The organism is Rhodococcus sp. 06-221-2 (genome assembly GCF_002258365.1).
GTDB classification, from domain to species: domain Bacteria; phylum Actinomycetota; class Actinomycetes; order Mycobacteriales; family Mycobacteriaceae; genus Rhodococcoides; species Rhodococcoides fascians.
Genome location: NZ_NOYJ01000029.1, coordinates 70,835 through 94,943 on the forward strand (window position 1 = coordinate 70,835; position 24,109 = coordinate 94,943).

The following is a 24,109-nucleotide window of genomic DNA, read 5'->3' on the forward strand; positions in this document are numbered from 1 at the left end:
ACAATTGCGAGATTGCCACTGTTGCGCGGGCCCGTCAGCCGCAACGGTGTAGCAATGGGGGTTTACACAGTGCAGCAATTGCTCGCACAAGGAATCAGCACGAGCACGATTTCGAGGCGGTCGCGGTCGGGTGAGCTGGTGCGACTGCTGCCGAAGGTCTACGCGACGGAGAAGCCGGACTATTTCGGACTGTGCCTCGGGGCCACCCTGTGGAGACCGGACGCCGCACTGAGTCACGAAAGTGCGGCATGGTTATGGGGACTGATCCAATACGAACCGCGTCTGGTCGACGTCACTGTCGGCCCGACCGGCCAGTCGAGGTCGGTGCCCTGGATCCGAGTTCATCGCCGAGTTCTCGGCGACACCACCACGCGACGCGGCATGCGAGTGGTGTCCCTGGAGCAAACGTTCGTCGATGTCGCGACCTGCTTGTCGACGCCCGATCTCGAGAAGTTCTTCGACAACGCCATAGACAATCACGTGCCGTGGCGTCGGGTCGCTGAACTGTGTGACACGGCAAAAGGCATGGACGGGATGGCTGCAGTGCGCAAGCAGCTTCGAACCTGTTGCCCGAGAACTCTGTCGGAGCCGGAACGGGTGGTGGCGCGGGCATTGAAAGCTCGCCACTTCACAATGGAGATCAATGCGCGCGTAGGTAGGTTCTACGGCGACCTGGTCGACTTTTCCGCACGAGTCATCGTCGAGATCGACGGACGAGAGTTCCACACCGATCCCGCGACGTTCAACAACGATCGTCGACGCCAGAACGAGTTGGTGCTCGACGGATGGTTGGTGCTGCGATACTCGGCGGCCACAGCGCTTGCCGAACTCGATCGCGTCGTGGACGAAATCATCACGGTGGTGCGTCGTCGCCGGAAGTCGGTTGCAGCAACGGGACGTCGACTCCCGTGAATACGCGGCATCGACGGGCAGGGTTGCCCACTACCGACGCCGATCGACGGAATTCCGTCGATCGGCGGTCGTAGCGTGCAGTGGTGCCCGCAATGCCGGCTCTGTCGTTCAGACCCTTCCGGCCAGGATCAGAGCGAAGCGCGAATCTGCGTCGGACCACAGATGGAGGACGTCGAAGCCCGCCATCTTCAATTCACCGGCAATGCCGTCCGGCCGGAACTTCGCGGAGATCTCGGTACGTAGATCTTCTCCGGACTCGAAGTGCACGTGCAGGTCGAGATCCTTCAGATACACCTCTTGCGCGGCTGTGGCCCGCAATCGCATCTCGATCCACTCGTCCTCGGCGTTCCACAGTGCCACGTGCTCGAAGGCCTCGGGTTCGAAATTCGCGCCGAGTCGAGAGTTGAGAACCGACAACACGTTTCGATTGAACTCGGCTGTCACACCGGCTGCGTCGTCGTACGCGGGAACGAGCACGTCCGGATCGATCACCAAGCCCACCCCGAGCAGCAGAAACTCGCCGGGGTCGAGTGCGTCCGCTACGGCCGCCAGGAATTCCTCACGTTCCTGCGGGATGAGGTTCCCCAGAGTGCCGCCGAGGAAGGCGATGGTGCGGCCGGTTCCGGAGGGAAGATTGTGCAGGGTATCGGTGAAATCGCTGACGATGCCGTGCAGTTCCAGCGTCGGGAACTCCTTCGAGATCTGCTCGATAGCACCCTCCAAGGCGGTACTGGACACATCCTGAGGCACATACGTTGTCAGCGAACCGTGTTCGATTCCGGCAGACAACAGCAGCTTGGTCTTCTCCGACGAACCCGAGCCCAGCTCGATCAACATCGACGATTCGGTGGCCCGGGCGATGTCGAGTGCATGCTCCTCGATCAGCGCGCGCTCGGTGCGGGTCGGGTAGTACTCCGGCAGCACCGTGATCTGCTCGAACAGCTCACTGCCGACGGCATCGTAGAAGTACTTGGGCGAGAGCCACTTCGGGTCGGCCGTCAAGCCCTCCCGCACGTCCTTGCGCAATTCGTCCAGCAGCGTCGTGTCGGTCAGATGTACGTCCACCGTGCTCATGACTCTCCTTCATTCTTCCAGGGTCGAAACGGTGACACCGGTCGCTGTCGCGACGACGATGCTGCGGTCGTCGATAGAGATCCATTCGGGATCGCCGTCGACGGGTTCGGAGGCGATCGTGACCGAATCCTCGGTCTGCAGTACCGACAGCGAATGATGCACCGCCGTGGCATACATAGACGTGCCGTCCGAGAGCAGAAAATTCAGGCGCGCCTTGGGCGACCTGGCCAGAACCTCTCGAACCAGCATGCGCAATGCCGACTCGGGATCGTGTGTGCGCAACAGGTTTCGCAGCACGATCCACAATCCGGCGGCGTCGGTAGGGGCCGGCAGCATCAACGCATCGGTCGGCGGAATCTCCGACCACAGCTCCGCCAACGATTCCGGCCAACCGAACACGACGCCGTTGTGGCTGAATGCCCATCGCTCGTCGGTGAACGGGGCACAGGCACTGCGTTCGACCGGCATTCCCACGGTGGCCGATCGGACCGCCGCGATCACCGACGTCGACTGCAGTTGCGGCAGAGCATCGTCGATCGCAGGGTCGGTCCAGATGGGCATCGGATTGCGATAGCTGCGTACGGTGTCGTCGCCGTCCCACCAGGCAACGCCGAACCCGTCGGCGTTGATGGTGCCGCCGCCCCGCATGTCGGTGGGCGCGAACGATTGTGTGCGCAGGGAGTTCTCGCCCCGGGTCAGCAGTGACCCGACCGAGGTAGTTGCTCCGAGGTACCCGAGATGACGGCACATTCAGTGCGACTCGACGTCGCGGGCCAACCGGAACCCACTGAAGATCTGCCGACGAATCGGGTGATCCCAATTTCGGAACGTCCCGCGGCAGGCCACCTCGTCGGTGCCGAAAGAGCCGCCACGCAACACCTTGTAATCGCCGCGCAGAAACACCTCCGAGTACTCGGCATACGGGAATGCCTCGAATCCCGGGTACGCCTCGAAACCCGAGGACGTCCACTCCCACACGTCACCGATGAGCTGATGGACCCCGGCCGAGGACACACCCTGCGGATACGCCCCCACATCGGCCGGTTCGAGATGTCGCTGATTCAGATTGGCATGTGCTGCAGTGGGTTCGGCGTCTCCCCAGGGATAGGCGCGGGAGGTGTTCGACGCCGCGTCGTACCGCGCGGCCTTCTCCCATTCCGCTTCCGTCGGTAGCCGCTTGCCTGCCCAGCGCGCGTAGGCGTCGGCCTCGAACCAGCACACGTGCACGACGGGTTGCAGCGGACGCACCGGCCTGCGCACCCCGAAGCTCCGACGCCACCAGGTGCCGTCGGAATCGGACTCCCAGAACTGCGGGGCGGTGAGCTGCGCGTCGACGCGGTGCGCCCACCCCTTCTCCGTCCACAACTCGGGGCGCTCGTAGCCACCGTCGGCGATGAAGTTCATGTACTGCGCGTTGGTGATCGGGGCCCGGTCGATGGCGAAGGTCGGCACGTGCACGGCGTGCGCAGGCCGCTCGTTGTCCAGAGCCCACGGGTCGAGTGACGTTCCCATCGAGAACGGCCCACCGGCAATGATGGCTTCCCCCGCCGCCGGCATCGTGGACGTCGGTGGTGCGGGAGCAGTGAGAACGGCTGGACCGGAACGTAACTGGTGGGTTGCGAGCATGGTTTCGTCGTGCTGCTGCTCGTGCTGGGCGATCATCCCGAACGCGAATCCGTGCTTCTCGACCGGTCGGCCCTCGAACGTGCTGTGCTCCAACACGTCCCAGGCCTTGTCCCGCACGGTATGCACGTAGGCGCGCGCTTCCTCGGGCGTCAGGAGCGGCAGGGACGTTCGCGACGAACGCGAGTGCTTGAACGCGTCGTACAACTCGTCGATGTCCGGCCGCACCGGGTCGCGGCCACCGACATCGCGCACGAGCCAGAGTTCTTCCTGACTGCCGATGTGTGCCAGATCCCAGACCAGTGGACTCATCAACGGCGAATGCTGAGCCATGAGTTCGGTTTCGTCCACGCACTCGGTGAGCGCGGCGCTGCGGGACCGGCTCCGAGTCAGCACGGTCTCGATCCTGGTCCTGAGTTCTTCGGCGCTCACACCGATTCCTTTCGGCTTTGCGATGTCGGCGACACCGCATCGAATTCGTGGGGCGAAATACCGGCGCGACATCTCCGAGATGCCGCACGCAACTGCTGGGAGAACTCTCCTCCCGCGGATGATGCGAGATCGAGCAGTTCGCTTGCGGCCCTACGCAGCTCGCCATCGGCCATACCTGCCCGGGCCGCATCGAGCCACCGACCGGCTGTGCCTGCGCCGAGTTCGGTGGCCTGGGAAACCAGATCGGGAGTGGACAACAGCGCCTCGAACGCGGCGGCCGGTATCACCCATTGACCGTCGGGTTGCGCGTCGAGGTAACGGATTTCGAGGTGGCCGCAGGCTCGGACATGCGGGAACAGCGTCGTCAGGTGGTAATCGAGATCGGCGTAGGTTGCCGGACGACCGACAACGCTCGGATCGTCGAGCCACTGCGCAAAAGTGATGCCGGACGGCGCTTCCCAGTTCTGGGTGGTTCCCCGAATACAGAGGAGCGGAACGTCGAGTGCCCACCGCGCGTAATCGGCAATCGGATCGCCCGTGTTCGGTACCGTGGTCCGGCTGGAATCGAGTTCGAGCCAGGTCCGCATTCGCTGCGATGCCCACGCACCTGTCGGTGCCCCGGCGAGTTCGGGAGAGCGCGCGAACGCGGCGACGAAGGCCGGGCCGATGGCGTGCAGCATTTGCCATCGCGAAGTGACCTCGGCCCGATCACGTCCGGCGTCGACACTGACCTGGGTGGCGGCGGTGTTGCACATCATCAGCTTGCCGAAAGGCCCGATGGTGGTGAAACGGTTTTCCATCGCGCAGTAGCGCGGTAAGACCAGTAGTCGTTCGGGATCTCGCACGGCGTCGGCGGGAACTGCGCTGATGGAGATGCCGTCGCGACCGAGCATGTCGTGCAACAGTCGGGCATCGGCGTCGAGCAACGGTTCGAGCTGGGAAACGGAAATAGAAGGCGAACTGGACAATTCGACTTGGCCGCCCGGTTCGACGGTGACGATACTTCCGCCCGGCAACGTCAGGGCGGGTGACTCGGGAGCGATACTGCGCGGGGAGTGATCACCGAGCGCAGCGGCCAGAGCTGACAGGGAGGGCCGCGAACCGTCGTCGAGGGCGGTGAGCCATTCGAGTTCGGCACCGATGAGCGACGGTGGCCCCAGCTTGAAACACACCTTCGACACGTATGCCTCGATGGCTGGGCGCGTGCTCAGCTCGAGGGACTTCTCGTTGGAGGACACATTTCCTTCTTTCCCACTCACCGCGATCCGACTACGCAATGTACCCAGCTGCCAGGATCGAAAACGCCGAGATCCCGCGTCGTATCGAGGCTACCGATTGTGGAACCCTGATGCCCGAGAGTTCGCTACCGGAAGGACTATCGATGCTCGATCACGACCGCATACGCCGCGACACCCCTGGTGCGTCGGGCCGGGTATTTCTCGACAGCGCCGGCTCCTCGCTGCCGCCCACCGTCGTCGTCGACACCGCGATCGCCCATCTGCGCCGCGAGGCGGAGATCGGCGGGTACCGGGCCGCGAGCGAACGCCTCGACGATCTCGCGGCGGTCAAGGCATCGATCGGAACCCTGATCGGGGCACCGGCGTCGACCATCGCTCTGAGCGATTCCGCGACTCGTGCCTGGACCGACTTCTTCTACTCGGTGCCGTTGTCGGCCGGGGATCGAATCCTGCTGTGCGAGGCCGAATACGCCAGCAACGCCATTTCCGCGCTGCACCGTGCCGAGGTCTCCGGGGCCACGGTCGAGGTGATTCCGAGCGACGCGTCGGGGTGCATCGACATCGACGCCCTCGAACAGATGCTCGACGACCGAGTCCGGGTGGTGTCGGTCGTGCACGCGCCCACCAACGGAGGCTTGATCAACCCGGCCCGCGCGGTGGCCGATCTCGCCCATCGACACGGTGCCCTCGTTCTGCTCGACGCGTGTCAGTCCATCGGCCAGCTGCGGGTTGACGTGGACGAACTCGGCGTCGATGCGCTGTCGGCCACCGGTCGCAAGTGGCTACGCGGGCCCCGAGGTACCGGGTTCCTGTACCTGCGTCCGGAATTGGCCGCGAGCTTGCATCCACCGGCTCTCGATCTGCACAGCGCGCAGTGGGAGGACTCGTCCACCTACCGGATGGCCGATGACGCAACACGTTTCGAGTTCTGGGAATGCGACGTCGCAGCCCGCCTCGCCCTCGGCGCGGCCGTCGACTATCTACTCGAACTGGGCATCGACGACGTCGCGGATGCCATCTCCGAGCGCGCCGAGTACCTACGTGCCGGAATGCGAGGCATTCCCGGGGTCACCGTCCACGATCTCGGTGACCGCAAGAGCGGCATCGTCTCGTTCACCGTGGACGGTGAGGAGCCGGTGGCCGTCCGCGACCGGCTTGCCGACCGAAACGTGACGGTCACGGTGAGCCATCGCGGTTCCACTCGACTGGACATGACGGGCCGGGGACTCGACGCCGTCGTCCGTGCATCTCCGCACTACTTCGTCACCTTCGCCGAACTGGACACGATGCTCGCTGCCCTCGCCGGTGTGTGAGCGGGCTCTACGGTCCGGATGTGCGCTGAGGTAGGCGGCGACCCCGATCCCCGAGACTGCGAGGCCCGCGAAACCGAACCAGGTGACCGCGTCGCCGAACATCACGAAAGCCCAGAGCATCGTCGTCGGCGGTGTCAGGTAGAGCAGCACGCTGGCACGAGTCGGTCCACTGCGGCGCACGACGAACAGGTACGCGCCGTATGCGCCGAAGGTCGACAGCACCACCGTCCACGCCACCGCAGCCCAGAAACCCGTCGTCATCGGCGGTACCGCGTCACCGGCAAGTGCACTCCACGTCATGAAACCGACTGCACTGATGCCACATTGGATGGCCATGGCCAGCGCGATGGGTTCTTTCGGATCCAGTAGCCGTTGCCCGATCGTCCCGGCCGACAGCGCCAGCATGCCCGCGGCGGGCAGCAGGTAGACGGGCCAGGCAAGATCGGCACCGGACAGGTCACCGACGACGACGAGCGTCACTCCGGCGATGCCGACGACGAGGCCGAGAATTCCTCTCGATCCGACGCGTTCGCCGAAGATCCTGCTCGAGGCCAGCGCGACCACCAACGGCTGCAACGCAGCGACCAGGGCGGCGACGCCCGGAGGGACGCCCATGCCGATGCCGGTGATGGTGGCACCGAGGTAGAGGAACTGACAGAAGAGGCCGAGGACTGCGTGGATACGCAGCGCGTGCCACGTCGGGGTGAGTCGTCGCCACCGGCACCACGCGACGAGGAGCACGACTGCCACCAGGTACCTCCAGGCCAGCAGCGTGTGGGCCGGAGCTTCGGCGGTGCCGAATTCTGCTCCGATGAAGCCCGAACTCCACAGAATCACCAGAGCTGTACCGGCGAGAACATCGATGCGTGAGGTCATGAGAGCGATGTAAACATACAGGTCTGTATACTCGCAGTGCACCCCACTCCGACCAGCGCTTTCGAAAGGTCGCCATGCACGACAAGCCACTGACCCCCGCAGCGGAACGAATTCTCGCCGTCGCGAGCGAGCTCTTCTACGACCGCGGAATCCGCGCCGTCGGCGTCGACCTGATCGCCGAGGAAGCCGGCACGACCAAGAAGACCCTGTACGACCGCTTCGGCTCCAAGGACGGCCTGGTGCAGCGCTATCTGAAGCGGCGATACGACCTCTGGTGTGCGCACGTGACGCAGTACGTCGACTCCCTCGACCAGGGTGAGCAGCGTGTACTCGGGGTCTACGACGCACTCGACCTGTGGATGCGCGACAACCATCGCGGCTGCGGATTCGTCAACGCATTCGCCGAGTTCGGCGGCACCGACAGCCCGGTGTTGGCCATCATCGAATCGGAGAAGGCGTGGACGCGATCGCTGTTCGCACGCCTGGCCGCCGATGCCGGATACCCCGATTCAGAAGAACTCGGGACTCGATTGTCACTGCTGCACGAGGGTGCGGTGGTCATGGGAACCGCAGGCGGTCGGGACGACGCCATCGCCGTCGCCCGGTCGGTGGCCGCCGAGTTGCTCGCTGCGCTCGCACGTGAGCGGAAGTTCGTAGCAGGGGTCGAACTTCCGCGCACGTGACCTGGTCGTGTATTGTCTTCCAGGTTGTCTCGGCGAGGGTAGATCCGGCTCATCAGGATCCACCGTTATCGACGCGGCTCGGCCCCGTTGGCCGCGCTCGTTCGTGTCCGCCCCGACGAGTTTGACAGCCCGACGAAGTACGCCGCACGAACCACAGATCACAGTTATCAGGAGCATGTAGCACCATGGCATCGAAGGTAAACAACCTCACCGCACAGGTCCGCACCGAATTCGGCAAGGGTGCCGCACGCCGCGCTCGTCGCGACGGCCTCGTTCCCGCCGTTCTGTACGGACACGCAACCGACCCCCAGCACCTGGCACTCGACGCCCGCGCATTCGCTGCCGTGCTGCGTAACGACGGCACCAACGCTGTGCTCACCCTCGACATCGCCGGCAAGTCGCAGCTGGCACTGACCAAGTCGATCGTCGTGCACCCGATCCGTCGCAGCATCGAGCACGCCGACCTCCTCGTCCTGAACAAGGGCGAGCGCGTCACCGTCGAGGTCAACATCATCGTCGAGGGCGACGCCGCACCGGGCACCCTCGTCACCACCGACTCGACCGCCGTCGAGATCGAGGCCGACGCGCTCGAGATCCCGGAGAACTTCGTCGTCTCCGTCGAGGGTGCCGAGATCGGCACGCAGATCACCGCGGCAGACCTGGATCTGCCGTCCGACGTCACCCTCATCTCCGACGGCGAGACCCTCCTGGTCAACGTCGTCGAGGCACCGTCCGAGGAAGACCTCGAGGCCGACGGCGAAGGCACCGAGCCGATCTCCGAGACCGGCGAGGCCGAGACTCAGGAAGAAGCAGCTTCCGAGGACGAAGACAGCTCCGACGAGAGCTGATTCTCTCCCCTGCATCTCGAGCGGCGCGCTGTTCTCCTTCGGGAGACGGCGCGCCGTTCGTTTCGAACCATCGATGGAAGAATGACGCCCGTGAGCACCGAAAACGGCCCCGCCCTGATAGTCGGGCTCGGCAACCCCGGTCCGCAGTACGACAAGACTCGGCACAACGTGGGCTTCATGGTCGCCGACGCACTCGCCGGACGCGTCGGCTCGTCGTTCTCGTCGCACAAGAAGTCCAATTCCGACATCGTGCAGGCCCGGCTGGACGGCCGTTCGGTCGTCGTCGCGAAGCCGCGAACGTTCATGAACCTCTCGGGCCAGCCGGTGGCGGCACTGGCTCGGTTCTTCTCCGTCGACCCCGCGAACATCGTGGTGGTGCACGACGAACTGGACATCGACTTCGGCGCACTGCGACTCAAGCTCGGCGGCGGCGAGGGCGGGCACAACGGTCTGCGCTCGATTTCTCAGCACCTCGGCACCAAGGACTACCTGCGGGTCCGCGTGGGCGTCGGACGGCCACCGGGACGAATGGATCCGGCGTCGTTCGTGCTCAAGCCCTTCTCGACGCCCGAACGCAAGGACCTCGGCGTCGTGATCGAAGAAGCCGCCGACGCCGCCGAGCTACTGCTGAAGGTCGGTCTCGAGGCGGCCCAGAATCGGGTGCACCCGCGCTGATCAGTTCAGCAGCGATACCGAATTGGCCCGTCGCAGTTTGCCGCTCGACGTCTTCGGGATGCTGCCCGGCCCCAGGACTGCCACCGTGCGCGGGCGTACTCCTACCTCCGAATGCACCGCGTGGATCACTTCACGCTCGATCCGCTTGACCTCGTCGGGGTTGTCGATATCGTTCGTTTCGACTGCAACGGCGAAGCTTTCGCGCTTGTCGCCGGCGTCGAGGCGGATCGCGACGGCGTTACCGGGCCGAACTCCCGCGACGGTGCCCGCCGCTCGCTCGATATCGGTGGGATAGATGTTGCGGCCGCCCATGATGATGACGTCCTTGACCCGGCCGCAGACGACGACCAGTTCGTCCTCGGTGATGTAGCCGACGTCGCCGGTATCGAGCCAGCCGTCGGCGTCCTGTGTCGGCACGGGGCCGTCGACGGTGATGTATCCGGGAGTGACGGCCTTGCCGCGGACCTCGATGATGCCGACACCGCGCGCGGTGAGCACCTGCCCTTCCTTGTCCACGACGCGGCCCTCGAGACCGGGAACGAACTTTCCGAGAGTGGCCAGGGATCGGGTGTTGCCGCGGGTGGACGGGACTGCGCGGCCGAGTGTTTCGAGTAGATCCGCGTCGACGACGTCGATCACCTGTCCTTGGCCGGGGTCCGGAATCGACACGGCGAGAGTCGTTTCCGCCATTCCGTACACGGGCGCGAGGGCCGCGGGATCGAGCTTGTACGGCGCACCCGCTTCTGCCAACGCGATCATCGTGTCGGGGTCGACGGGTTCGGCACCGTTCCACGCGTAACGCAGCGTGGACAGATCCAGATCCAGATCGTCCTCCGCCTGACGCAGCCGACGCGCCAACAGCGAATACGCGAAATTGGGTGCAGCGGTGACTGTTCCGCGGTACTTGTCGATGAGCTTGGCCCACAACAGTGGCGAGCGCAGGAAGTCCAACGGCGTGATGCTCACGACCTCGGCACCCACCTGCATCGGCACCGACAGAAAGCCCACCATGCCCATGTCGTGGAAGAGCGGCAACCAACTGACCATGACGTCGGAATTGACGTCGAACTCGATGCGATCGATCATCGCGTACGCATTGACGTAGAAGTTCTCGTGCGTGATGCGCACGGCCTTGGGCGACCCGGTGGAGCCGGACGTGAGCTGCTGCAGCGCGATGTCGGTCTCGGCCGTCGGCACCGGATCGATGTCGCGACCGGACTTCATCTCGTCGATCTTCAGCACTGTGATGCCGCGCTCGACGAGCACCGGTGCGGCGATGTCGAACGGAGCTCCCAGAATCACCGCCTTCGCGTCGATCATCCGGACGACGGTTTCGGTGTCCTCGCCCCAGACGGCCAGATCGGTCCGCGGGGTGGGCTGATGCAACATCGTCACCGACGCTCCGCGCATCCACGTGGCCTGGCAGGCAGGTGCGATGTCGACGGGCTGGCCGGCGAGAATACCGATCGCGTCGCCGTGTTCGCCCCCCGCGTCGGCCAGTGCGCCCGCCATCCGCCGCGCCTGCTCGTGGATCTCACCCCACGACTGGCGCAACGCCGCCTCGGGCTCGCCGGTGACCAAACCACGTTTGCTGCTGCTTGCGGTCTCGAACATCTCGTCGGTGAACTTGCTCAACGCGTCATCTCCTCGTTCGACGGTCCTTCCGCGTCCCTCACCCTAAGCAATCCCGCGATGACCGGTGACCGTTACCGGCCGCGTATCCTTGACCTTTGCCGTTGCCGTGACTACGAGATAGAGGCCTTCGTGAGTACCCCGCCCAGTTCCCCCGACGTCGATGCAGCACTCGACGGGTCAGGACCGAACTCCGGCCCCGCTCGACACTCGGCCAGGGAACTCGATTTCGAGGTGGCGAGGCGTCGAACATTCGCGGTGATCTCACACCCCGATGCCGGTAAGTCGACGCTTACCGAGGCCCTCGCCCTGCACGCGCGCGTCATCTCCGAGGCCGGTGCCATTCACGGCAAGGCCGGCCGTCGCTCCACCGTCTCGGACTGGATGGAGATGGAGAAGGCGCGCGGCATTTCGGTGAGTTCGACTGCGCTGCAGTTCAATTACCAGACCTCCCCCGACGCCGAGGTCACCAACGTGATCAACCTCGTCGACACCCCCGGCCACGCCGATTTCTCCGAGGACACCTACCGCGTCCTGACGGCGGTCGACGCGGCCGTCATGCTCATCGACGCCGCGAAGGGCCTCGAGCCGCAGACCCTCAAGCTGTTCCAGGTGTGCCGCCAGTTCGGCATCCCGGTCATCACCGTCATCAACAAGTGGGACCGCCCGGGTCAGTCCCCGCTCGAACTGCTCGACGAGATCGAGTCACGCATCGGCCTGACGCCGACGCCTCTGTATTGGCCCGTCGGCATCGCTGGTGACTTCCGTGGCCTGCTCGATGTGCAGGACGGCAGTTACATCCGCTTCACCCGAACTGCGGGTGGTGCCACGATCGCGCCAGAAGAATTCATGACGGCCGAGGCCGCCGCGCAGCGCGAGGGCGTCGACTGGGACACCGCCGTCGAGGAGAGCGATCTGCTGATCTCGAGCGGCCAGCAACACGACCAGGAGATGTTCCTCGCCGGCCAGACGTCACCGGTGATCTTCGGATCGGCGATGCTGAACTTCGGCGTGCGCCAGATCCTCGACACCCTGGTGGCGCTGGCCCCCGCACCCGGCCCCCGGGCCGACGTCTCCGACGGGGTGCGCGCGGTGACAGATCCCTTCAGCGCCGTCGTGTTCAAGGTGCAGGCCGGCATGGACACCGCACACCGAGACCGCCTGGCCTTCATGCGCGTGGTCTCGGGTGTGTTCGAGCGCGGCATGGTCGTCACGCACGCACAGACCAAGAAGCCGTTCACCACCAAGTACGCGCTCACCGTCTTCGGCCGTGACCGGACGACGGTCGAGAACGCCTACCCCGGCGACATCGTCGGTCTGGTCAACGCCACCGCGCTCGCGCCCGGCCACACGTTGTACACCGACAAGAAGGTCGAGTTCCCACCGATCCCGTCGTTCGCACCCGAGCACTTCTCGGCACTGCGCGTCGACAGCGCCGACAAGTACAAGAAGTTCCGCCGAGCCGTCGAACAACTCGACTCCGAGGGCGTGGTTCAGGTGCTGCGCAACGACATTCGCGGCGACGCCTCCCCGGTTCTCGCGGCCGTCGGCCCGATGCAGTTCGAGGTGGTCACCGCACGAATGAAGACCGAATTCGGCGTCGACGCTCGGATGGAACCGTTGGGTTACTCGCTTGCTCGGCGCACCGACGCGGCGTCGGCCGTCGAATTGGGCCGTCAGCGCGGCGTCGAGATCTTCACCCGGACCGACGGTGCCCTGCTGGCTCTCGTCAGCGACAAGTGGCGACTGCAGTACATCCAGAAGGAGATGCCCGAGCTCACCCTCGAGCCCCTCGTCGCCGCAGGCGATCAGTAGCCTGTCGCGGTGCTGACAGATCTGCTCGACGCCGAATTCAGCGTGCTGGGCCACCCGGTGCTGTGGCGCGAGGTGATCGGGAACGGCTTCGGACTGCTCTCCGCGGTCGGCGGGATGCGTCGAGTCGTGTGGGCATGGCCGGTGGGGATCATCGGAAATGCGCTGCTGTTCACCGTCTTCATGGGCGGGGTGTTCCACACTCCGCAGGCGTTGGATCTGTACGGACAAGCCGGACGGCAGCTGATGTTCATTGCCGTCAGCGCCTACGGGCTGGCCCGGTGGATGCGCGGCTCGAAGAACTCGGGGGCCGCCGTCGTTCCGCGCTGGGGCACTGCCCGTGAGCGACTGGTGATGATCACTGTCGCAGTCGTCGGAACGATCGTGTTCGCGCAGCTGTTCGGGTACCTCGGTTCGTTCGGCAAGTGGGCCGATGCGTGGATCTTCACCGGTTCGATGCTGGCGACGTTCGGCATGGCCCGCGGGCTCACCGAATTCTGGCTCATCTGGATCGCGGTGGACATCGTGGGCGTCCCGCTGCTGGTGATTGCCGGTTTCTACCCGTCCGCTGTCCTCTACTTGGTATACGCCGGGTTTGTGACCTGGGGTTTCGTGGTGTGGTTCAGGATCCAGAACAAGCCTTTGGACCAAAAAATGGCGATCTAAACAATCGTGATGCTACTCTCAGGCGGTCCGAACAAACTTCGAGTACGTTTTGGCGTGCTCGACGCCGAGTTGGGCGTCATGTGAGTTCTCCGATCATGGCGTCTCGGCGCGGAACCACCCGAGAATCACGATGAAGTGGAAAACGACATGACTAAGGGAACGAACTACCCATTGGCCGGGATCAAGGTCGGTGGCGCTCCCGCGCATCGTTTGGCGACGCCGCCGAAGTCCGATTCCACTCCGTCCAACGGTGCCCGCACCGACAGTTCGGTAGCTGCACCCGCCGAGAAGGCGGCCGAAACCACCACCGATTTCCCGGCGGCAGTGGTCACGTCCACCGACACGGCATCCGCTCCACAGCCCGCAGCATCAGAGAAGCCCGCCACGGAATCGAACGAGGTTGAAGTGACCACCAGCGATCAGATCTCAGAACACGGCCTGCCCACCAACGGCCGTTCCACCGCTCACGCCTCCAGCGGCAGCACGTCGCCGTCTCTCGGCCGCGGCCAGGCACCCGACCGTCGTACCGCTATGGGCGTCGCCTCGGTTCGTATCGCGGGTCGGCTGACCCAGAACGAACTCGGCAGCCGCACCGGCGACATCCGCACTCCCGACACCTCCGTCGGCCCCGACGAGCTGCTTCAGCTCCTCGGCGAATACCTCGTCTCCGGTGGTCTGCAGAACCCGGAGATCCACGTGCGTTCCAACGGCCAGACCATCGTGCTGGACCTGCAGAACCCCGCCAAGGGTTACCGCTGACCCACTGACGGTCACAGCAGCTGCTGGAAGGCCTCTGGTCGCACCATCTCGAGCACCAGAGGCTTCCACTGCGGCGCGCGGTCCTTGTCGACCAGCACTGCGCGCACACCCTCGGCGAAGTCCGGTTCCGTGATGATCCATGTCGCCAGCCGCAACTCGCGATCGAGGCACTCCCGCAACGTACTGTCCGCAGCCCGCTCGATCAGGGCATCGGTGGCCATCAAGGACGTCGGCGACAGCGTTGCCAACTGAGTCTTGGTCGAGCGAGACCACGCGGTATCGCACTCCAAAGCATCGATGATGTCGACGAGCGACGTCTTCTCGAACACCGTGGCCACCGCTTTCGCGTCGAACGACAATTCCGTCGTCGGCGGCGGGGTCGTGTGTCGATCGAGCGCTGCACCGAGATCGGTGCCACCGAGAATGTCGTCCTTCAGCGCCTGAACGGATTCGCTGGGACAGAAGTGTGTCGCCAATCCCAGTGTCACAGCGTCGGATCCGGTGATCCGGGTGCCTGTCAGTGCCAAGTAGCGTCCGATGTGATCGGGCAACCGGGACAGAAAGTAGCTCGAGCCCACATCGGGAACAAATCCGATCGCCGTCTCCGGCATCGCCAGAAGAGCGTTCTCTGTCACGATCCGCACGCTGCCGTGCACCGAGATTCCCAGCCCTCCCCCGAACGCCGCGGCCTCGATGACCGCCACATACGGCTTGGGGTACGTCGCAATGATCTCGTCGAGGTCGTACTCGGCAGAGAAGTAGCGCGGCCCGGCTTCTCGGTCGCCGTCGATCACGGCCTGCCTGATGGCCTTGATGTCTCCGCCGGCGCAGAACGCGCGCGGTGAACTGCTCGTCACCAGAACCGAACCGACGGTGTCGTCGTCCCGCCACGCATCGAGTGCCGCACGAATGCCGTGGATCATGGCCTCGTTCAACGAGTTCAGGGCCTCCGGCCGGTTCAGGACGATATGCCCGACACCACCGACTACCTCGGCTTCGACTACGGCCACTGCGGACTCCCTTTCACCTGCTTCGATCGACGCGTAACAGTAGCGCTATTCGCGTGATTCGATCGAGCGCGGCCGCGCGTCGGACGGTATGTCGGCGGGACGGCACTCGCGCTCCTCCGCGGTGAACCACCCGCGATACAGGAACAACTGGCCGAGCATCGGGCTCTTGACTTCGATCTCGATGCGGTGCCGTTCCTCTGCCGCGTCCCACCATTCCCGGCCGATCGTGACCGCAGAGGCCACCTTCGGCAACTTCGGCGCAATGGGACCGAGCAGAAACCGCGGCACCTCGCTCTCGAGCACCAACCCGCCGTCGGAGTCGACCGCACACGTGGTGTGCACCACCATGTCCGACGAGAACCCCAGGTAGTCGAGCGCATATGCGTCGGATTCTGCCGACGACACCATCACCGAATTCATCCCCTGCGGACGCGCAGCGAACGCGAAGCGACGCACGAAAGACATTGTCTCACGGCCCAATTCGTCGACGTATGCATAGTTGGCGATGGTGAAGGGCACATCCTTGCCCACGCCAGCAGGAAACAGGCCTCGCTTACGACCGGCCCACAGCAGCGGCGGAGGAACGAGACGAGAATGAGTCATCTCCTCCATCACACCGACCCCGAACTGAGCCCGATGATCCGAGGACTGCAAACCGAAACGCCATTGGACCTTGGGATGCAGACGAGCGAAATCCGAACCCATCACTTCTGCGACGACCGATGCCATGTGCACAGTATGCGCTGCGCGCATGTGCATGAAACTTCGTAGCAGGTTACGAGTTACCACTCACATGGCGCAGGCTCTACTCAACCACTCACATGGGCGAAGCCCTCTACTCCAGTTCGGCGGCCAATTCCATCCAGCGTTCCTCGGCGACGTCCTTGTCGGCGAGAACCTGCTTGAGTTCGGTGTCGAGGGCCACGAGCTTGTCCGGCGCAGTGGCAGCCTCGGCGAGTTCGGCGTGCAGTTCGGTCTCCCGCTTGGACAGGCGAATGACGAGCTTCTCGAGCTTGCTGAGTTCCTTACGGGCCGCGCGCTCCGAAGCCGCATCACGGGTTGCCTTCCGCGGCACCCCGCCGGTGGTCAACGAGTCCGGCGTCGCGTCGGCGGCGAGGACGGCCCGCCTGCGCAGGTAATCCTCGATGCCGCCGGGCAGGTTGGTGAGCTTGCCGTCACCGAACAGTGCCCACGTCGAGTCACAGATGCGCTCGATGAGGTACCGGTCGTGACTGATGACGACGAGCGTGCCCGCCCAGCCGTCCAGGATGTCCTCGAGCTGCTGCAGGGTGTCGATGTCCAGGTCGTTGGTCGGCTCGTCGAGCAACAGCACGTTCGGCTCGGCCATCAGGACTCGCGTCAACTGCAAGCGACGGCGTTCGCCACCGGACAGATCTCCGACGGGCGTGCGCTGGCGTGCGGGGGTGAAGCCCAGCCTTTCCGCGAGCTGCCCCGCAGAAATCTCCTTGTCGCCCAACGTGATCCGCTCGGCCACCTCCTTGACCGCGTCGAGGACCCGCAGCTTCTTGGGTAGGTCGTCCAATTCCTGCTTCAGCCAACCGATCTTGACGGTCTGGCCCTGGATGCGCTTGCCCGCAGCGGGCTGCAGTTCACCGGCGAGCGTACGCAGCATCGTCGTCTTACCCGAGCCGTTGACGCCGACGAGACCGACGCGCTCGCCGGGAGCCAGACGCCACGTGAAGTCCTTGACCAGCTCACGGCCGTCGGGAGTTTCCAGGCGCGCGTCCTCGAGTTCGATGACGACCTTGCCCAGACGGCGCTGCGCAAAGGAGGACAGCGCGACGGAGTCACGAGGCGGCGGTACGTCGGCAATCAATGCCTCGGCGGCCTCGATGCGGTATTTGGGCTTGGACGTTCGCGCGGGAGCACCGCGGCGCAGCCATGCGAGTTCCTTGCGGGCGAGGTTGCGACGCCGCTCCTCGGATGCGTCGGCCTGACGGGAGCGCTCTGCACGCGCGAAGACCCAATCGTTGTAGCCACCCTCGTAGGTTTCGATACCACCCCCGACGACCTCCCACGTCTGATTGGCGACGGTGTCGAGGAACCACCGATCGTGCGTGACGACCAGTAGCGCGCTCCGACGGCTCACCAGGTGCGCGGCCAGCCACTGCACGCCCTCGACGTCGAGGTGGTTGGTGGGCTCGTCGAGCACCAAAAGATCCAGATCCTGAACGAGGGCTGCTGCCAACGCGACTCGTCGGCGCTCGCCACCGGAGAGGTTGTCGATCGGCGCGTCCAGTCCGGAGCTACCGGCCGGACCCAGATCGGCAATACCGATGCCGGTCAGGATGTTTCGTACCCGCGAATCGCCGGCCCACTCGTGCTCGGCCATCCCGAGCGGATCGAGTACCACCTGACCGACCGTCGACCCGGGCGGCAACACACCACGCTGAGTGACGACGGCCATCCGCAGTCCGTTGACGCGGCTGACGCGTCCCGAATCGGGGGGTTCGATGCCGGCGAGAACCTCGAGGGTGGTGGTCTTGCCACCGCCGTTGAGGCCGACCATGCCGATGCGTTCGCCCTCCTGCACACCGAGGGAGACGCCGTCGAGCAGAGGCTTGACGCCGAAGGACTTACTGACGTTTTCGAGATTGACGAGATTGACCATCAGGAAAAACCATTCGATTCACTAGTGACCACACGAGCACCGGGAACCGGTCCACTCGCAACACGGACGGTGCGGCACACGCCTGCACCGGACAATTCAGCGCTCACCGACACCGCCGCATCGGCGTCGGCGCACAGGAACGCACACGTGGGGCCCGAGCCGGACACGATGCCCGCCAACGCACCCGCAGTGACACCCGCTCTCAGTGTGCGACGCAACTGCGGCATCAGCGAGACCGCAGCGGCCTGCAGATCGTTGCCCAACAGCGGGGCGAGGGCCCGCGCATCACCCGACGCGAGGGCATGCATCAAATCCTCGGTTCCGCCGAGCCTGGGCGGATCGCCCTTGGCCCGCAACTGATCGAGCTCGCCGTACACGGCAGGGGTCTGCAGACCACCCTTCGCCAATGCCAGAACCCAATGAAAGTTGCTACGCGAGAGCACCGGAAGCAACTTCTCACCGCGGCCGGTACCGACGGCAGTCCCGCCGTGCAACGAGAACGGCACATCGCTACCGAGTTCGGCCGCCAGCTCGTCGAGCTCGTCACGCGAGAGTTCGAGATGCCACATCGCGTTGAGCGCAACCAACGTCGCGGCAGCATCGGCACTACCGCCCGCCATGCCGCCGGCGACCGGAATGCCCTTGTCGATGGTGATCTCCACCGACGGCTCGCGCCCGACCCGACGGCCCAACAACTCGGCGGCCTTCCAGACCAGATTCCGCGAATCCGTCGGAACGACCTTCGCGTCGTCGCCGCGCACCCGAACCGACAACGCCTTCGCCGGAACGACCGACAACTCGTCGGAGAGAGACAGCGCCTGGAACACCGTCGTCAACTCGTGAAAGCCGTCGGGACGCAGGTCACCGACCGAAAGATGCAGATTCACCTTCGACGGGGCCCGAACGACAACGGGCGTGGGAACGACAGACAGCACGTTTAACCACAGTAGTGGAGAAACAGGGGCTGGGTTCACCATCAGACGGCCCACCTGGGGGTACTCAATGTCACGTTCGGTGGACTTTTCGGGGGTCAATGTCACGTTGAGTGGACTTCGGTGGCGGGGTCGGGTCGGTAAAGAGGACCGAAGATGTCCGCATTCGGTGGCATTGTGTGGACATGAAGGAAACCTCGGCCCGACTGTTGCGGCTGTTGTCGCTTCTGCAGACCCGGCGCGATTGGGCGGGTGCAGAGCTGGCGGAACGGCTCGACGTGACGCCTCGCACGCTGCGGCGGGACGTCGACAAGCTGCGCGACATCGGCTACCCGGTCAATGCGACGCCGGGCGTCGGCGGCGGCTATCAGTTGGGGCCTGGTGCCGAGATGCCCCCGCTACTGCTCGACGACGACGAGGCCTTGGCGGTGGCGTTCGGTTTGCAGTCGGCGGCCGGTGGGTCGGTGGCGGGGATCGGCGAGGCGTCGTTGCGTGCGTTGACGAAGCTCCGGCAGGTGATGCCGTCGCGCATCCGGCATCGGCTCGACGCCCTCCGGATCGACGTGGTGGAGCACACGCCGCGGTCTGCGGTGGATGCGGCGGTGTTGTCGACGGTGGCTGCGGTGTGCCACGGTCACGAGCGACTGAGATTCGATTACCGCAAGCACGACGGTTCGGAGTCTCGGCGCGAGGTGGAGCCCTACAGCTTGGTTCGGGCGGGAGCGCGGTGGTATCTGCTGGGTTGGGATGTGCTGCGCCAGGATTGGCGGTCGTATCGGGTGGACCGGCTCACTCCGAAGATTCCCACCGGCCCGCGGTTCACCCCGCGAGAGTTGCCTGCAGGCGGGGCGGCGGCGTTCGTCTCGAAGGGAATCGACCGCGCGTTCACCCAGGTTCAGGCGCGCATTCGCTTGCATGCGCCGATCGAGACGATCGCCCCGATGATCGACGAGCACTGGGGCACAATCGAATCCATCGACGACACCTCGTGTGCGGTGGTGCTCTCGGGAGACTCACTGCCGTCGATCGCCCGCTGGCTGGCGGCCTTCGACACCGACTTCACCGTGCTCGACCCGCCGGAACTGAAAGAGGAATGCCGCGTGGTCGCCGCGCGTCACGCGGCCCTCGAACGGCGATACCTCGCCGCGGTTCACCCTCCGGTAACCGACGCGTGAGTCAATGGGTCCATGACGACCCCACTCGGTTTCGACCCGACCTTCCTGGCCGACATCGACGTTCCGCTGCCGGATCGAGCAGGCCTGGTGGTTCTTCCGTACACGCATTTCTCGGTGTCCATGGATCCTGCCCGACGCCTCGCCGCGGTCACCGGCGTGAACATCGACGGCTCGAGCCTGAAAGACGTGGAGCGAGGCGATGATTGGCGTCTGGACGAGCGGCTCCCGGCGTCGCAGCAGGCGGGGAACGAGTTGTACTCGAACAACGACCTCGACCGTGGGCATCTCGTTCGCCGACGAGATCCGGTGTGGGGCGAGCTGTCGGTCGCGACGCGTGCCAATGCGGATACCTTCCACTACACGGTGTGCGCTCCGCAGACGGCCACCCTGAACCAGTCGAAAACTCTGTGGCTGGGGCTCGAGGATTACGTACTGGGCCATGCCGAGCAGTACGGGCAACGGCTCTCGGTGTTCAGTGGCTGCATCTTCGCCGACGACGATCCGATCTACCGAGGCATTGCCATACCGCGTCGCTTCTTCAAGATTGCCGCGTGGTCCCAGGATTCGGCACCGGCGTGCACCGGATACGTGCTCGATCAGTCGCCGTCACTCGACCCGCTTCTCGACAAGCCGCTTCGGGTCGAGACCGATCCCCCACCGCTCGGCCCGTACCGCACGTATCAGGTTCCGGTAGCAGACATCGCGTCGGCGACCGGCTTGGAGCTGGGAATTCTCACCGAGGCCGACCGGTACGCACCTGTTGCAGCGGCACGCGCCGAGGCGTCGAAGTGGACCGAACTGACGCGACTGTCGGACATTCACCTGTAAGAACGAGACGTCAGGCCTCGGTAGCCGCCAGACGAACGAACGCTGCCGCGTCGATCGTTTCCCCGCGGGCCGTGGGATCGATTCCGGCCTCGCGAAGTCTGCGCTCCGCGGCGACGGGTGAACCGGCCCACCCCGCGAGGGCTGCTCGTAAAGTCTTGCGGCGCTGGGCGAATGCGGCGTCGATGACGGCGAATACCGACTTCCGGTGTGCAGTGTCGGTCGGCCACGGCGGCTCGGCGTATCGATCGATGCGTACCAGCCCCGATTCCACTTTGGGAACCGGCCAGAACACCGAACGGCCTACTGCCCCGGCCCGTTTGACGTCACCGAAAAATCGGGCCTTGACGCTGGGAATGCCGTAGATCTTGCTTCCCGGTACCGCGGCGAGGCGATCGGCAACCTCGGCCTGGACCATCACCACGGCCACCCGCAGGCTGGGTAGCTCCGAGAACAGGTGAATGAGCACAGGCACCGCGACGTTGTACGGTAGGTTCGCCACCAATGCCGTCGGGTGTCCCGGAATGTCCTCGGCCCGTACGCGCAACGCGTCGGCTTCGATGACCGTCAACCGTTCGGCGAGGGTGGGGGCGCGGTCGGCCACCGTGATGGGTAACCGGGTCGCGAGCTTGGGGTCGATCTCGACCGCGACAACGGCGTCGGCCACATCGAGCAGAGCGAGAGTCAACGATCCGAGGCCGGGACCGACCTCGAGGACGGTGTCCTGAGGTCCGACACCGGCGGAGGCGACGATGCGTCGCACGGTGTTGGCGTCGTGCACGAAGTTCTGGCCGAGTTGTTTGGTGGGTCGCACGTCGAGCTCGGCAGCGAGAGAGCGGACTTCGGCAGGACCGAGCAGAGCCGCAGCTCCCCTCACATGTTCGGACACGGTGCGAACTCTACGGGCGGGCAGGTGATCAGCGGTAACCCAGACGCGAGGTGCATGCCGGCCATGCGCCCCAGCCCTGCGACTTCTGCGTCACCGATGCGATGGCGATCTGTTCTTCGCGGGTGGCGAGGTCGGCGCGCGGTGCGTATTTTAGGCCGCCCTGGCGTTCCCAGGTGTTCTGGTCGAATTGCACGCCGCCGTAGAAACCGTTGCCGGTGTTGATGGCCCAGTTGCCGGTTGCCTCGCATTGAGCAAGCGCGTCCCAGATCGCACCGTTCTCCACGGGTGGGACCTCGGTGCCGGGCTTGGCTCCGACTCGAACGGTCTTCGGCTGCGCCGGCACCTTGACCACTTCGTCGATCTTCTCGCGTCCGGCCTCGACCCCGTTGACCATGTTGATCTTCCAGGTGATGTCGGAGACGCCGGGAGCGCCGGGGTTCTCGACGACGGTCTTGCTCATGTTCATCGTCGGATCTTCGATGCGCTGTTCCGGGGCATCGGTGTCGGTGGTCTCGGTCTTGGTGACGGTCCGGTCGCGCGTGACGACGATCTCGGCACCGTCGGTGACGGCGGCATCCGGATCCGGCGACACGGTGTCGGCCTCTTCCAACGGCTTGCCCGCTGCTTCGAGGAATTCGCGCACGGTCGGAGCGGCGAGCGTCACCGGCGTTGCCGGACTGCCTCCGTCGACCAGCGAGACCTGCTTGGGCAGGGCCACGTCCAGTTCGGTGCCGTCGAGGGGCAACCGCTCGGAGCGAGACGCCGACACGTGGACGTCCTCGGCGAGGCCCGTCTGCTGCAGAGCTTCCTCGACCGTCAACGCAGTGGTCCAGATCTCCTCCGGCTTGCCGTCGACGTTCAGCGTGATCTCGCGAGCGCGGCGCAGCACGACGGTGTCGCCGTCGCTCAGCCCGGAGTCGGGCGCGGGAACGACCAGATCCTTGTCCGACGGCGTGTAGCCGGCATCGACGAGAGCGCTGTTGACGTCGGTCTTCATCGTGCTCAGCGAAATCATGTCGCCGTCGACGTCGATGGTCACGGTTTTGTGACGGCTCACCGCCATCACGCCCCCGGCGACCAGCGTCATCAACAGGGCCGCGATGACCAGGTAGAGCGTGGTCGAACGAGCGGAGTTGAGGCGTCTGATAGTCGACAAGTTTCGTATTCCTGGCGGTTGCAAGCGTGACTTCGGGGTCGAAACGCCCGAGTTCGGTCACGGTACGGTAACGAATTAGTACCTCCGCCGCAACCCAAGGAGCTAGAGCCCGTACACCCGCTCGGCATTCGCCGTGGCATGCGCCGCCAGTTCGGCCGGGTCCTGGCCACGAACCTCGGCCAGCGCCCGGGCGGTGTATGGCAGGCAGTACGGCTCGTTGGGTGCACCGCGAAACGGATGCGGAGTGAGAAACGGAGCATCCGTTTCCACCAGCACCAGCTCGTCGGGCACCAGCACTGCGGCCTCACGCAGCGCATGCGCGTTCTTGAAACTGACCGTCCCCGAGAAACTGAGAACGTAACCGGCGTCGACGCAGGCCTTGGCGGTCTCGGGCCCGCCGGAGAAGCAGTGGAAGATCACCGTCTCCGGAGCGCCCTCGGCGACCAGGACCGCGAGCAGATCCTCGTCGGCCTCGCGGTTGTGAATCATCAGCGGCTTCCCGAGACGCTTGGCGAGATCGATGTGCCAGCGGAATCCCTCGTGCTGCTCCGGGACCGTCGCACAGTCGTCGAGCTTGCCGGGCCAGTAGTAGTCCAGACCCGTTTCGCCGATGGCGACGACGCGGGGATCGGCCGCGAGTCGTTCGATCTCGGCCTTCGCTGCGTCGTCGAGCACATTCGCGCGGGTGGGATGGATCGCGACCGCCGCCCACACCCGTGGATCCCAGGATGCAGCGTCGACGGCGAAGCGCGCGGCCTTGAGATCGTCGGCGATCGTGACAACCCGGGTGACCCCCACCGACTCGGCGCGATCGACGATCGCGGCCACGCTCGCGGCATCGGTCGCTCCGCAGGCATCGAGGTGGGTGTGGGCGTCGACGAGGGGGCCGACGGCATCGGGCAGCGGTGGCGCGGGACGTTCTCTACTCACGCTGGATAGAGTAGGCG

Annotated in this window: 22 protein-coding genes and 1 pseudogene; 10 read left to right on the top strand and 13 right to left on the bottom strand. The window is 65.1% G+C overall.

Annotation, left to right across the window (positions count from 1 at the left end):
• The first annotated feature begins 54 nt into the window (after positions 1–54).
• Complete coding sequence (locus tag CH281_RS15120) at positions 55–912, top strand: DUF559 domain-containing protein (protein ID WP_057473764.1); 858 nt, start codon at positions 55–57, stop codon at positions 910–912.
• A gap of 108 nt (positions 913–1,020) precedes the next feature.
• Here CH281_RS15120 and egtD read toward each other — a convergent pair whose 3' ends face one another.
• Genes egtD through egtA form a run of 4 tightly spaced genes read right to left on the bottom strand, consistent with a single transcriptional unit; the run spans position 1,021 to position 5,279 of the window.
• Positions 1,021–1,986 carry an L-histidine N(alpha)-methyltransferase gene (gene egtD / locus CH281_RS15125; RefSeq protein WP_032371208.1) on the bottom strand — a complete coding sequence of 322 codons (966 nt, stop codon included), beginning with the start codon at positions 1,984–1,986 and terminating at the stop codon, positions 1,021–1,023.
• A gap of 9 nt (positions 1,987–1,995) precedes the next feature.
• Entirely contained in the window at positions 1,996–2,736 is a 741-nt protein-coding gene (egtC, locus tag CH281_RS15130) for an ergothioneine biosynthesis protein EgtC (RefSeq protein WP_094694711.1), read from the bottom strand.
• On the bottom strand, positions 2,737–4,041 hold the full coding sequence (gene egtB / locus CH281_RS15135; protein ID WP_176457017.1) for an ergothioneine biosynthesis protein EgtB: 1,305 nt from the start codon (positions 4,039–4,041) through the stop codon (positions 2,737–2,739).
• Positions 4,038–5,279, bottom strand: a complete 1,242-nt coding sequence (gene egtA / locus CH281_RS15140; protein WP_094694713.1) for an ergothioneine biosynthesis glutamate--cysteine ligase EgtA — start codon at positions 5,277–5,279, stop codon at positions 4,038–4,040. Before egtA ends, egtB begins: the two co-directional genes overlap by 4 nt.
• 143 nt (positions 5,280–5,422) lie before the next feature.
• Between egtA and CH281_RS15145 the strand changes: the two genes are divergently transcribed.
• A complete protein-coding gene (locus tag CH281_RS15145) occupies positions 5,423–6,592 on the top strand; it encodes an aminotransferase class V-fold PLP-dependent enzyme (protein ID WP_094694821.1) in 1,170 nt (389 codons plus the stop codon).
• Positions 6,593–6,640: 48 nt separating this feature from the next.
• Here the strand turns inward: CH281_RS15145 and CH281_RS15150 are convergent.
• Positions 6,641–7,468, bottom strand: a pseudogene (locus tag CH281_RS15150) (DMT family transporter); the annotation flags it as partial.
• A 74-nt stretch (positions 7,469–7,542) separates the two neighbouring features.
• On the opposite strand from CH281_RS15150, the gene CH281_RS15155 reads away from it, so the two are divergent.
• From CH281_RS15155 to pth, 3 genes are all read left to right on the top strand, one after another.
• Positions 7,543–8,151, top strand: coding sequence for a TetR/AcrR family transcriptional regulator (locus CH281_RS15155; protein ID WP_032371212.1), 609 nt, complete (start codon positions 7,543–7,545; stop codon positions 8,149–8,151).
• A 185-nt stretch (positions 8,152–8,336) separates the two neighbouring features.
• Positions 8,337–8,999: a 50S ribosomal protein L25/general stress protein Ctc gene (locus CH281_RS15160; RefSeq protein WP_027496086.1), complete on the top strand. Its 663-nt coding sequence runs from the start codon at positions 8,337–8,339 to the stop codon at positions 8,997–8,999.
• An 81-nt stretch (positions 9,000–9,080) separates the two neighbouring features.
• Positions 9,081–9,674 (top strand): aminoacyl-tRNA hydrolase, encoded by a 594-nt coding sequence (gene pth, locus CH281_RS15165; RefSeq protein ID WP_027496085.1) that lies wholly within the window; start codon positions 9,081–9,083, stop codon positions 9,672–9,674.
• On the opposite strand, the gene CH281_RS15170 is transcribed toward pth, so the two are convergent.
• On the bottom strand, positions 9,675–11,309 hold the full coding sequence (locus CH281_RS15170; protein WP_094694715.1) for a fatty acyl-AMP ligase: 1,635 nt from the start codon (positions 11,307–11,309) through the stop codon (positions 9,675–9,677).
• 129 nt (positions 11,310–11,438) lie between these two features.
• On the opposite strand from CH281_RS15170, the gene CH281_RS15175 reads away from it, so the two are divergent.
• The 3 genes from CH281_RS15175 to CH281_RS15185 all read left to right on the top strand — a co-directional run bounded on the left by CH281_RS15175 (position 11,439) and on the right by CH281_RS15185 (position 14,543).
• Positions 11,439–13,121, top strand: coding sequence for a peptide chain release factor 3 (locus CH281_RS15175; RefSeq protein WP_027496083.1), 1,683 nt, complete (start codon positions 11,439–11,441; stop codon positions 13,119–13,121).
• Positions 13,122–13,130: 9 nt separating this feature from the next.
• Positions 13,131–13,784, top strand: a complete 654-nt coding sequence (locus CH281_RS15180; protein WP_032364119.1) for a nicotinamide mononucleotide transporter family protein — start codon at positions 13,131–13,133, stop codon at positions 13,782–13,784.
• 147 nt (positions 13,785–13,931) lie between these two features.
• Positions 13,932–14,543, top strand: a complete 612-nt coding sequence (locus CH281_RS15185; RefSeq protein WP_027496081.1) for a hypothetical protein — start codon at positions 13,932–13,934, stop codon at positions 14,541–14,543.
• Between the two features lie 11 nt (positions 14,544–14,554).
• Here CH281_RS15185 and CH281_RS15190 read toward each other — a convergent pair whose 3' ends face one another.
• From CH281_RS15190 to CH281_RS15205, 4 genes are all read right to left on the bottom strand, one after another.
• Entirely contained in the window at positions 14,555–15,553 is a 999-nt protein-coding gene (locus CH281_RS15190; RefSeq protein ID WP_032373028.1) for an enoyl-CoA hydratase/isomerase family protein, read from the bottom strand.
• 45 nt (positions 15,554–15,598) lie between these two features.
• Positions 15,599–16,282 carry a DUF4166 domain-containing protein gene (locus CH281_RS15195; RefSeq protein ID WP_027496079.1) on the bottom strand — a complete coding sequence of 228 codons (684 nt, stop codon included), beginning with the start codon at positions 16,280–16,282 and terminating at the stop codon, positions 15,599–15,601.
• Positions 16,283–16,388: 106 nt separating this feature from the next.
• The gene (locus CH281_RS15200; protein ID WP_027496078.1) at positions 16,389–18,185 is read right to left on the bottom strand and encodes an ABC-F family ATP-binding cassette domain-containing protein; all 1,797 of its coding nucleotides are present in this window, start codon (positions 18,183–18,185) and stop codon (positions 16,389–16,391) included.
• Positions 18,185–19,120 (bottom strand): 4-(cytidine 5'-diphospho)-2-C-methyl-D-erythritol kinase, encoded by a 936-nt coding sequence (locus tag CH281_RS15205; RefSeq protein ID WP_032390828.1) that lies wholly within the window; start codon positions 19,118–19,120, stop codon positions 18,185–18,187. The genes CH281_RS15200 and CH281_RS15205 overlap by 1 nt, the downstream gene beginning before the upstream one ends.
• A 182-nt stretch (positions 19,121–19,302) precedes the next feature.
• Between CH281_RS15205 and CH281_RS15210 the strand changes: the two genes are divergently transcribed.
• Together CH281_RS15210 and CH281_RS15215 are read left to right on the top strand one after the other, a co-directional pair.
• Complete coding sequence (locus CH281_RS15210) at positions 19,303–20,292, top strand: helix-turn-helix transcriptional regulator (protein ID WP_027496076.1); 990 nt, start codon at positions 19,303–19,305, stop codon at positions 20,290–20,292.
• Between the two features lie 12 nt (positions 20,293–20,304).
• Positions 20,305–21,120 carry a DNA/RNA non-specific endonuclease gene (locus CH281_RS15215; RefSeq protein ID WP_094694717.1) on the top strand — a complete coding sequence of 272 codons (816 nt, stop codon included), beginning with the start codon at positions 20,305–20,307 and terminating at the stop codon, positions 21,118–21,120.
• A 10-nt stretch (positions 21,121–21,130) separates the two neighbouring features.
• On the opposite strand, the gene rsmA is transcribed toward CH281_RS15215, so the two are convergent.
• From rsmA to CH281_RS15230, 3 genes are all read right to left on the bottom strand, one after another.
• The gene (rsmA, locus tag CH281_RS15220; RefSeq protein ID WP_032364124.1) at positions 21,131–22,006 is read right to left on the bottom strand and encodes a 16S rRNA (adenine(1518)-N(6)/adenine(1519)-N(6))-dimethyltransferase RsmA; all 876 of its coding nucleotides are present in this window, start codon (positions 22,004–22,006) and stop codon (positions 21,131–21,133) included.
• A 28-nt stretch (positions 22,007–22,034) separates the two neighbouring features.
• Positions 22,035–23,162, bottom strand: a complete 1,128-nt coding sequence (locus CH281_RS15225) for a resuscitation-promoting factor (RefSeq protein ID WP_027496073.1) — start codon at positions 23,160–23,162, stop codon at positions 22,035–22,037.
• A gap of 102 nt (positions 23,163–23,264) precedes the next feature.
• Positions 23,265–24,092 (bottom strand): TatD family hydrolase, encoded by an 828-nt coding sequence (locus CH281_RS15230; protein WP_094694719.1) that lies wholly within the window; start codon positions 24,090–24,092, stop codon positions 23,265–23,267.
• Positions 24,093–24,109: the final 17 nt, after the last annotated feature.

Bases quoted from the DNA above. Each gene is read 5' to 3' on its own strand.
- CH281_RS15120 (WP_057473764.1), top strand. From the start codon at position 55: ATGGGGGTTTACACAGTGCAGCAATTGCTCGCACAAGGAATCAGCACG.
- CH281_RS15155 (WP_032371212.1), top strand. From the start codon at position 7,543: ATGCACGACAAGCCACTGACCCCCGCAGCGGAACGAATTCTCGCCGTC.
- CH281_RS15200 (WP_027496078.1), bottom strand. From the start codon at position 18,185: ATGGTCAATCTCGTCAATCTCGAAAACGTCAGTAAGTCCTTCGGCGTC.
- CH281_RS15215 (WP_094694717.1), top strand. From the start codon at position 20,305: ATGACGACCCCACTCGGTTTCGACCCGACCTTCCTGGCCGACATCGAC.
- CH281_RS15210 (WP_027496076.1), top strand. From the start codon at position 19,303: ATGAAGGAAACCTCGGCCCGACTGTTGCGGCTGTTGTCGCTTCTGCAG.
- CH281_RS15145 (WP_094694821.1), top strand. From the start codon at position 5,423: ATGCTCGATCACGACCGCATACGCCGCGACACCCCTGGTGCGTCGGGC.
- egtC (WP_094694711.1), bottom strand. From the start codon at position 2,736: ATGTGCCGTCATCTCGGGTACCTCGGAGCAACTACCTCGGTCGGGTCA.
- pth (WP_027496085.1), top strand. From the start codon at position 9,081: ATGACGCCCGTGAGCACCGAAAACGGCCCCGCCCTGATAGTCGGGCTC.
- CH281_RS15185 (WP_027496081.1), top strand. From the start codon at position 13,932: ATGACTAAGGGAACGAACTACCCATTGGCCGGGATCAAGGTCGGTGGC.
- egtD (WP_032371208.1), bottom strand. From the start codon at position 1,986: ATGAGCACGGTGGACGTACATCTGACCGACACGACGCTGCTGGACGAA.
- CH281_RS15160 (WP_027496086.1), top strand. From the start codon at position 8,337: ATGGCATCGAAGGTAAACAACCTCACCGCACAGGTCCGCACCGAATTC.
- CH281_RS15195 (WP_027496079.1), bottom strand. From the start codon at position 16,282: ATGGCATCGGTCGTCGCAGAAGTGATGGGTTCGGATTTCGCTCGTCTG.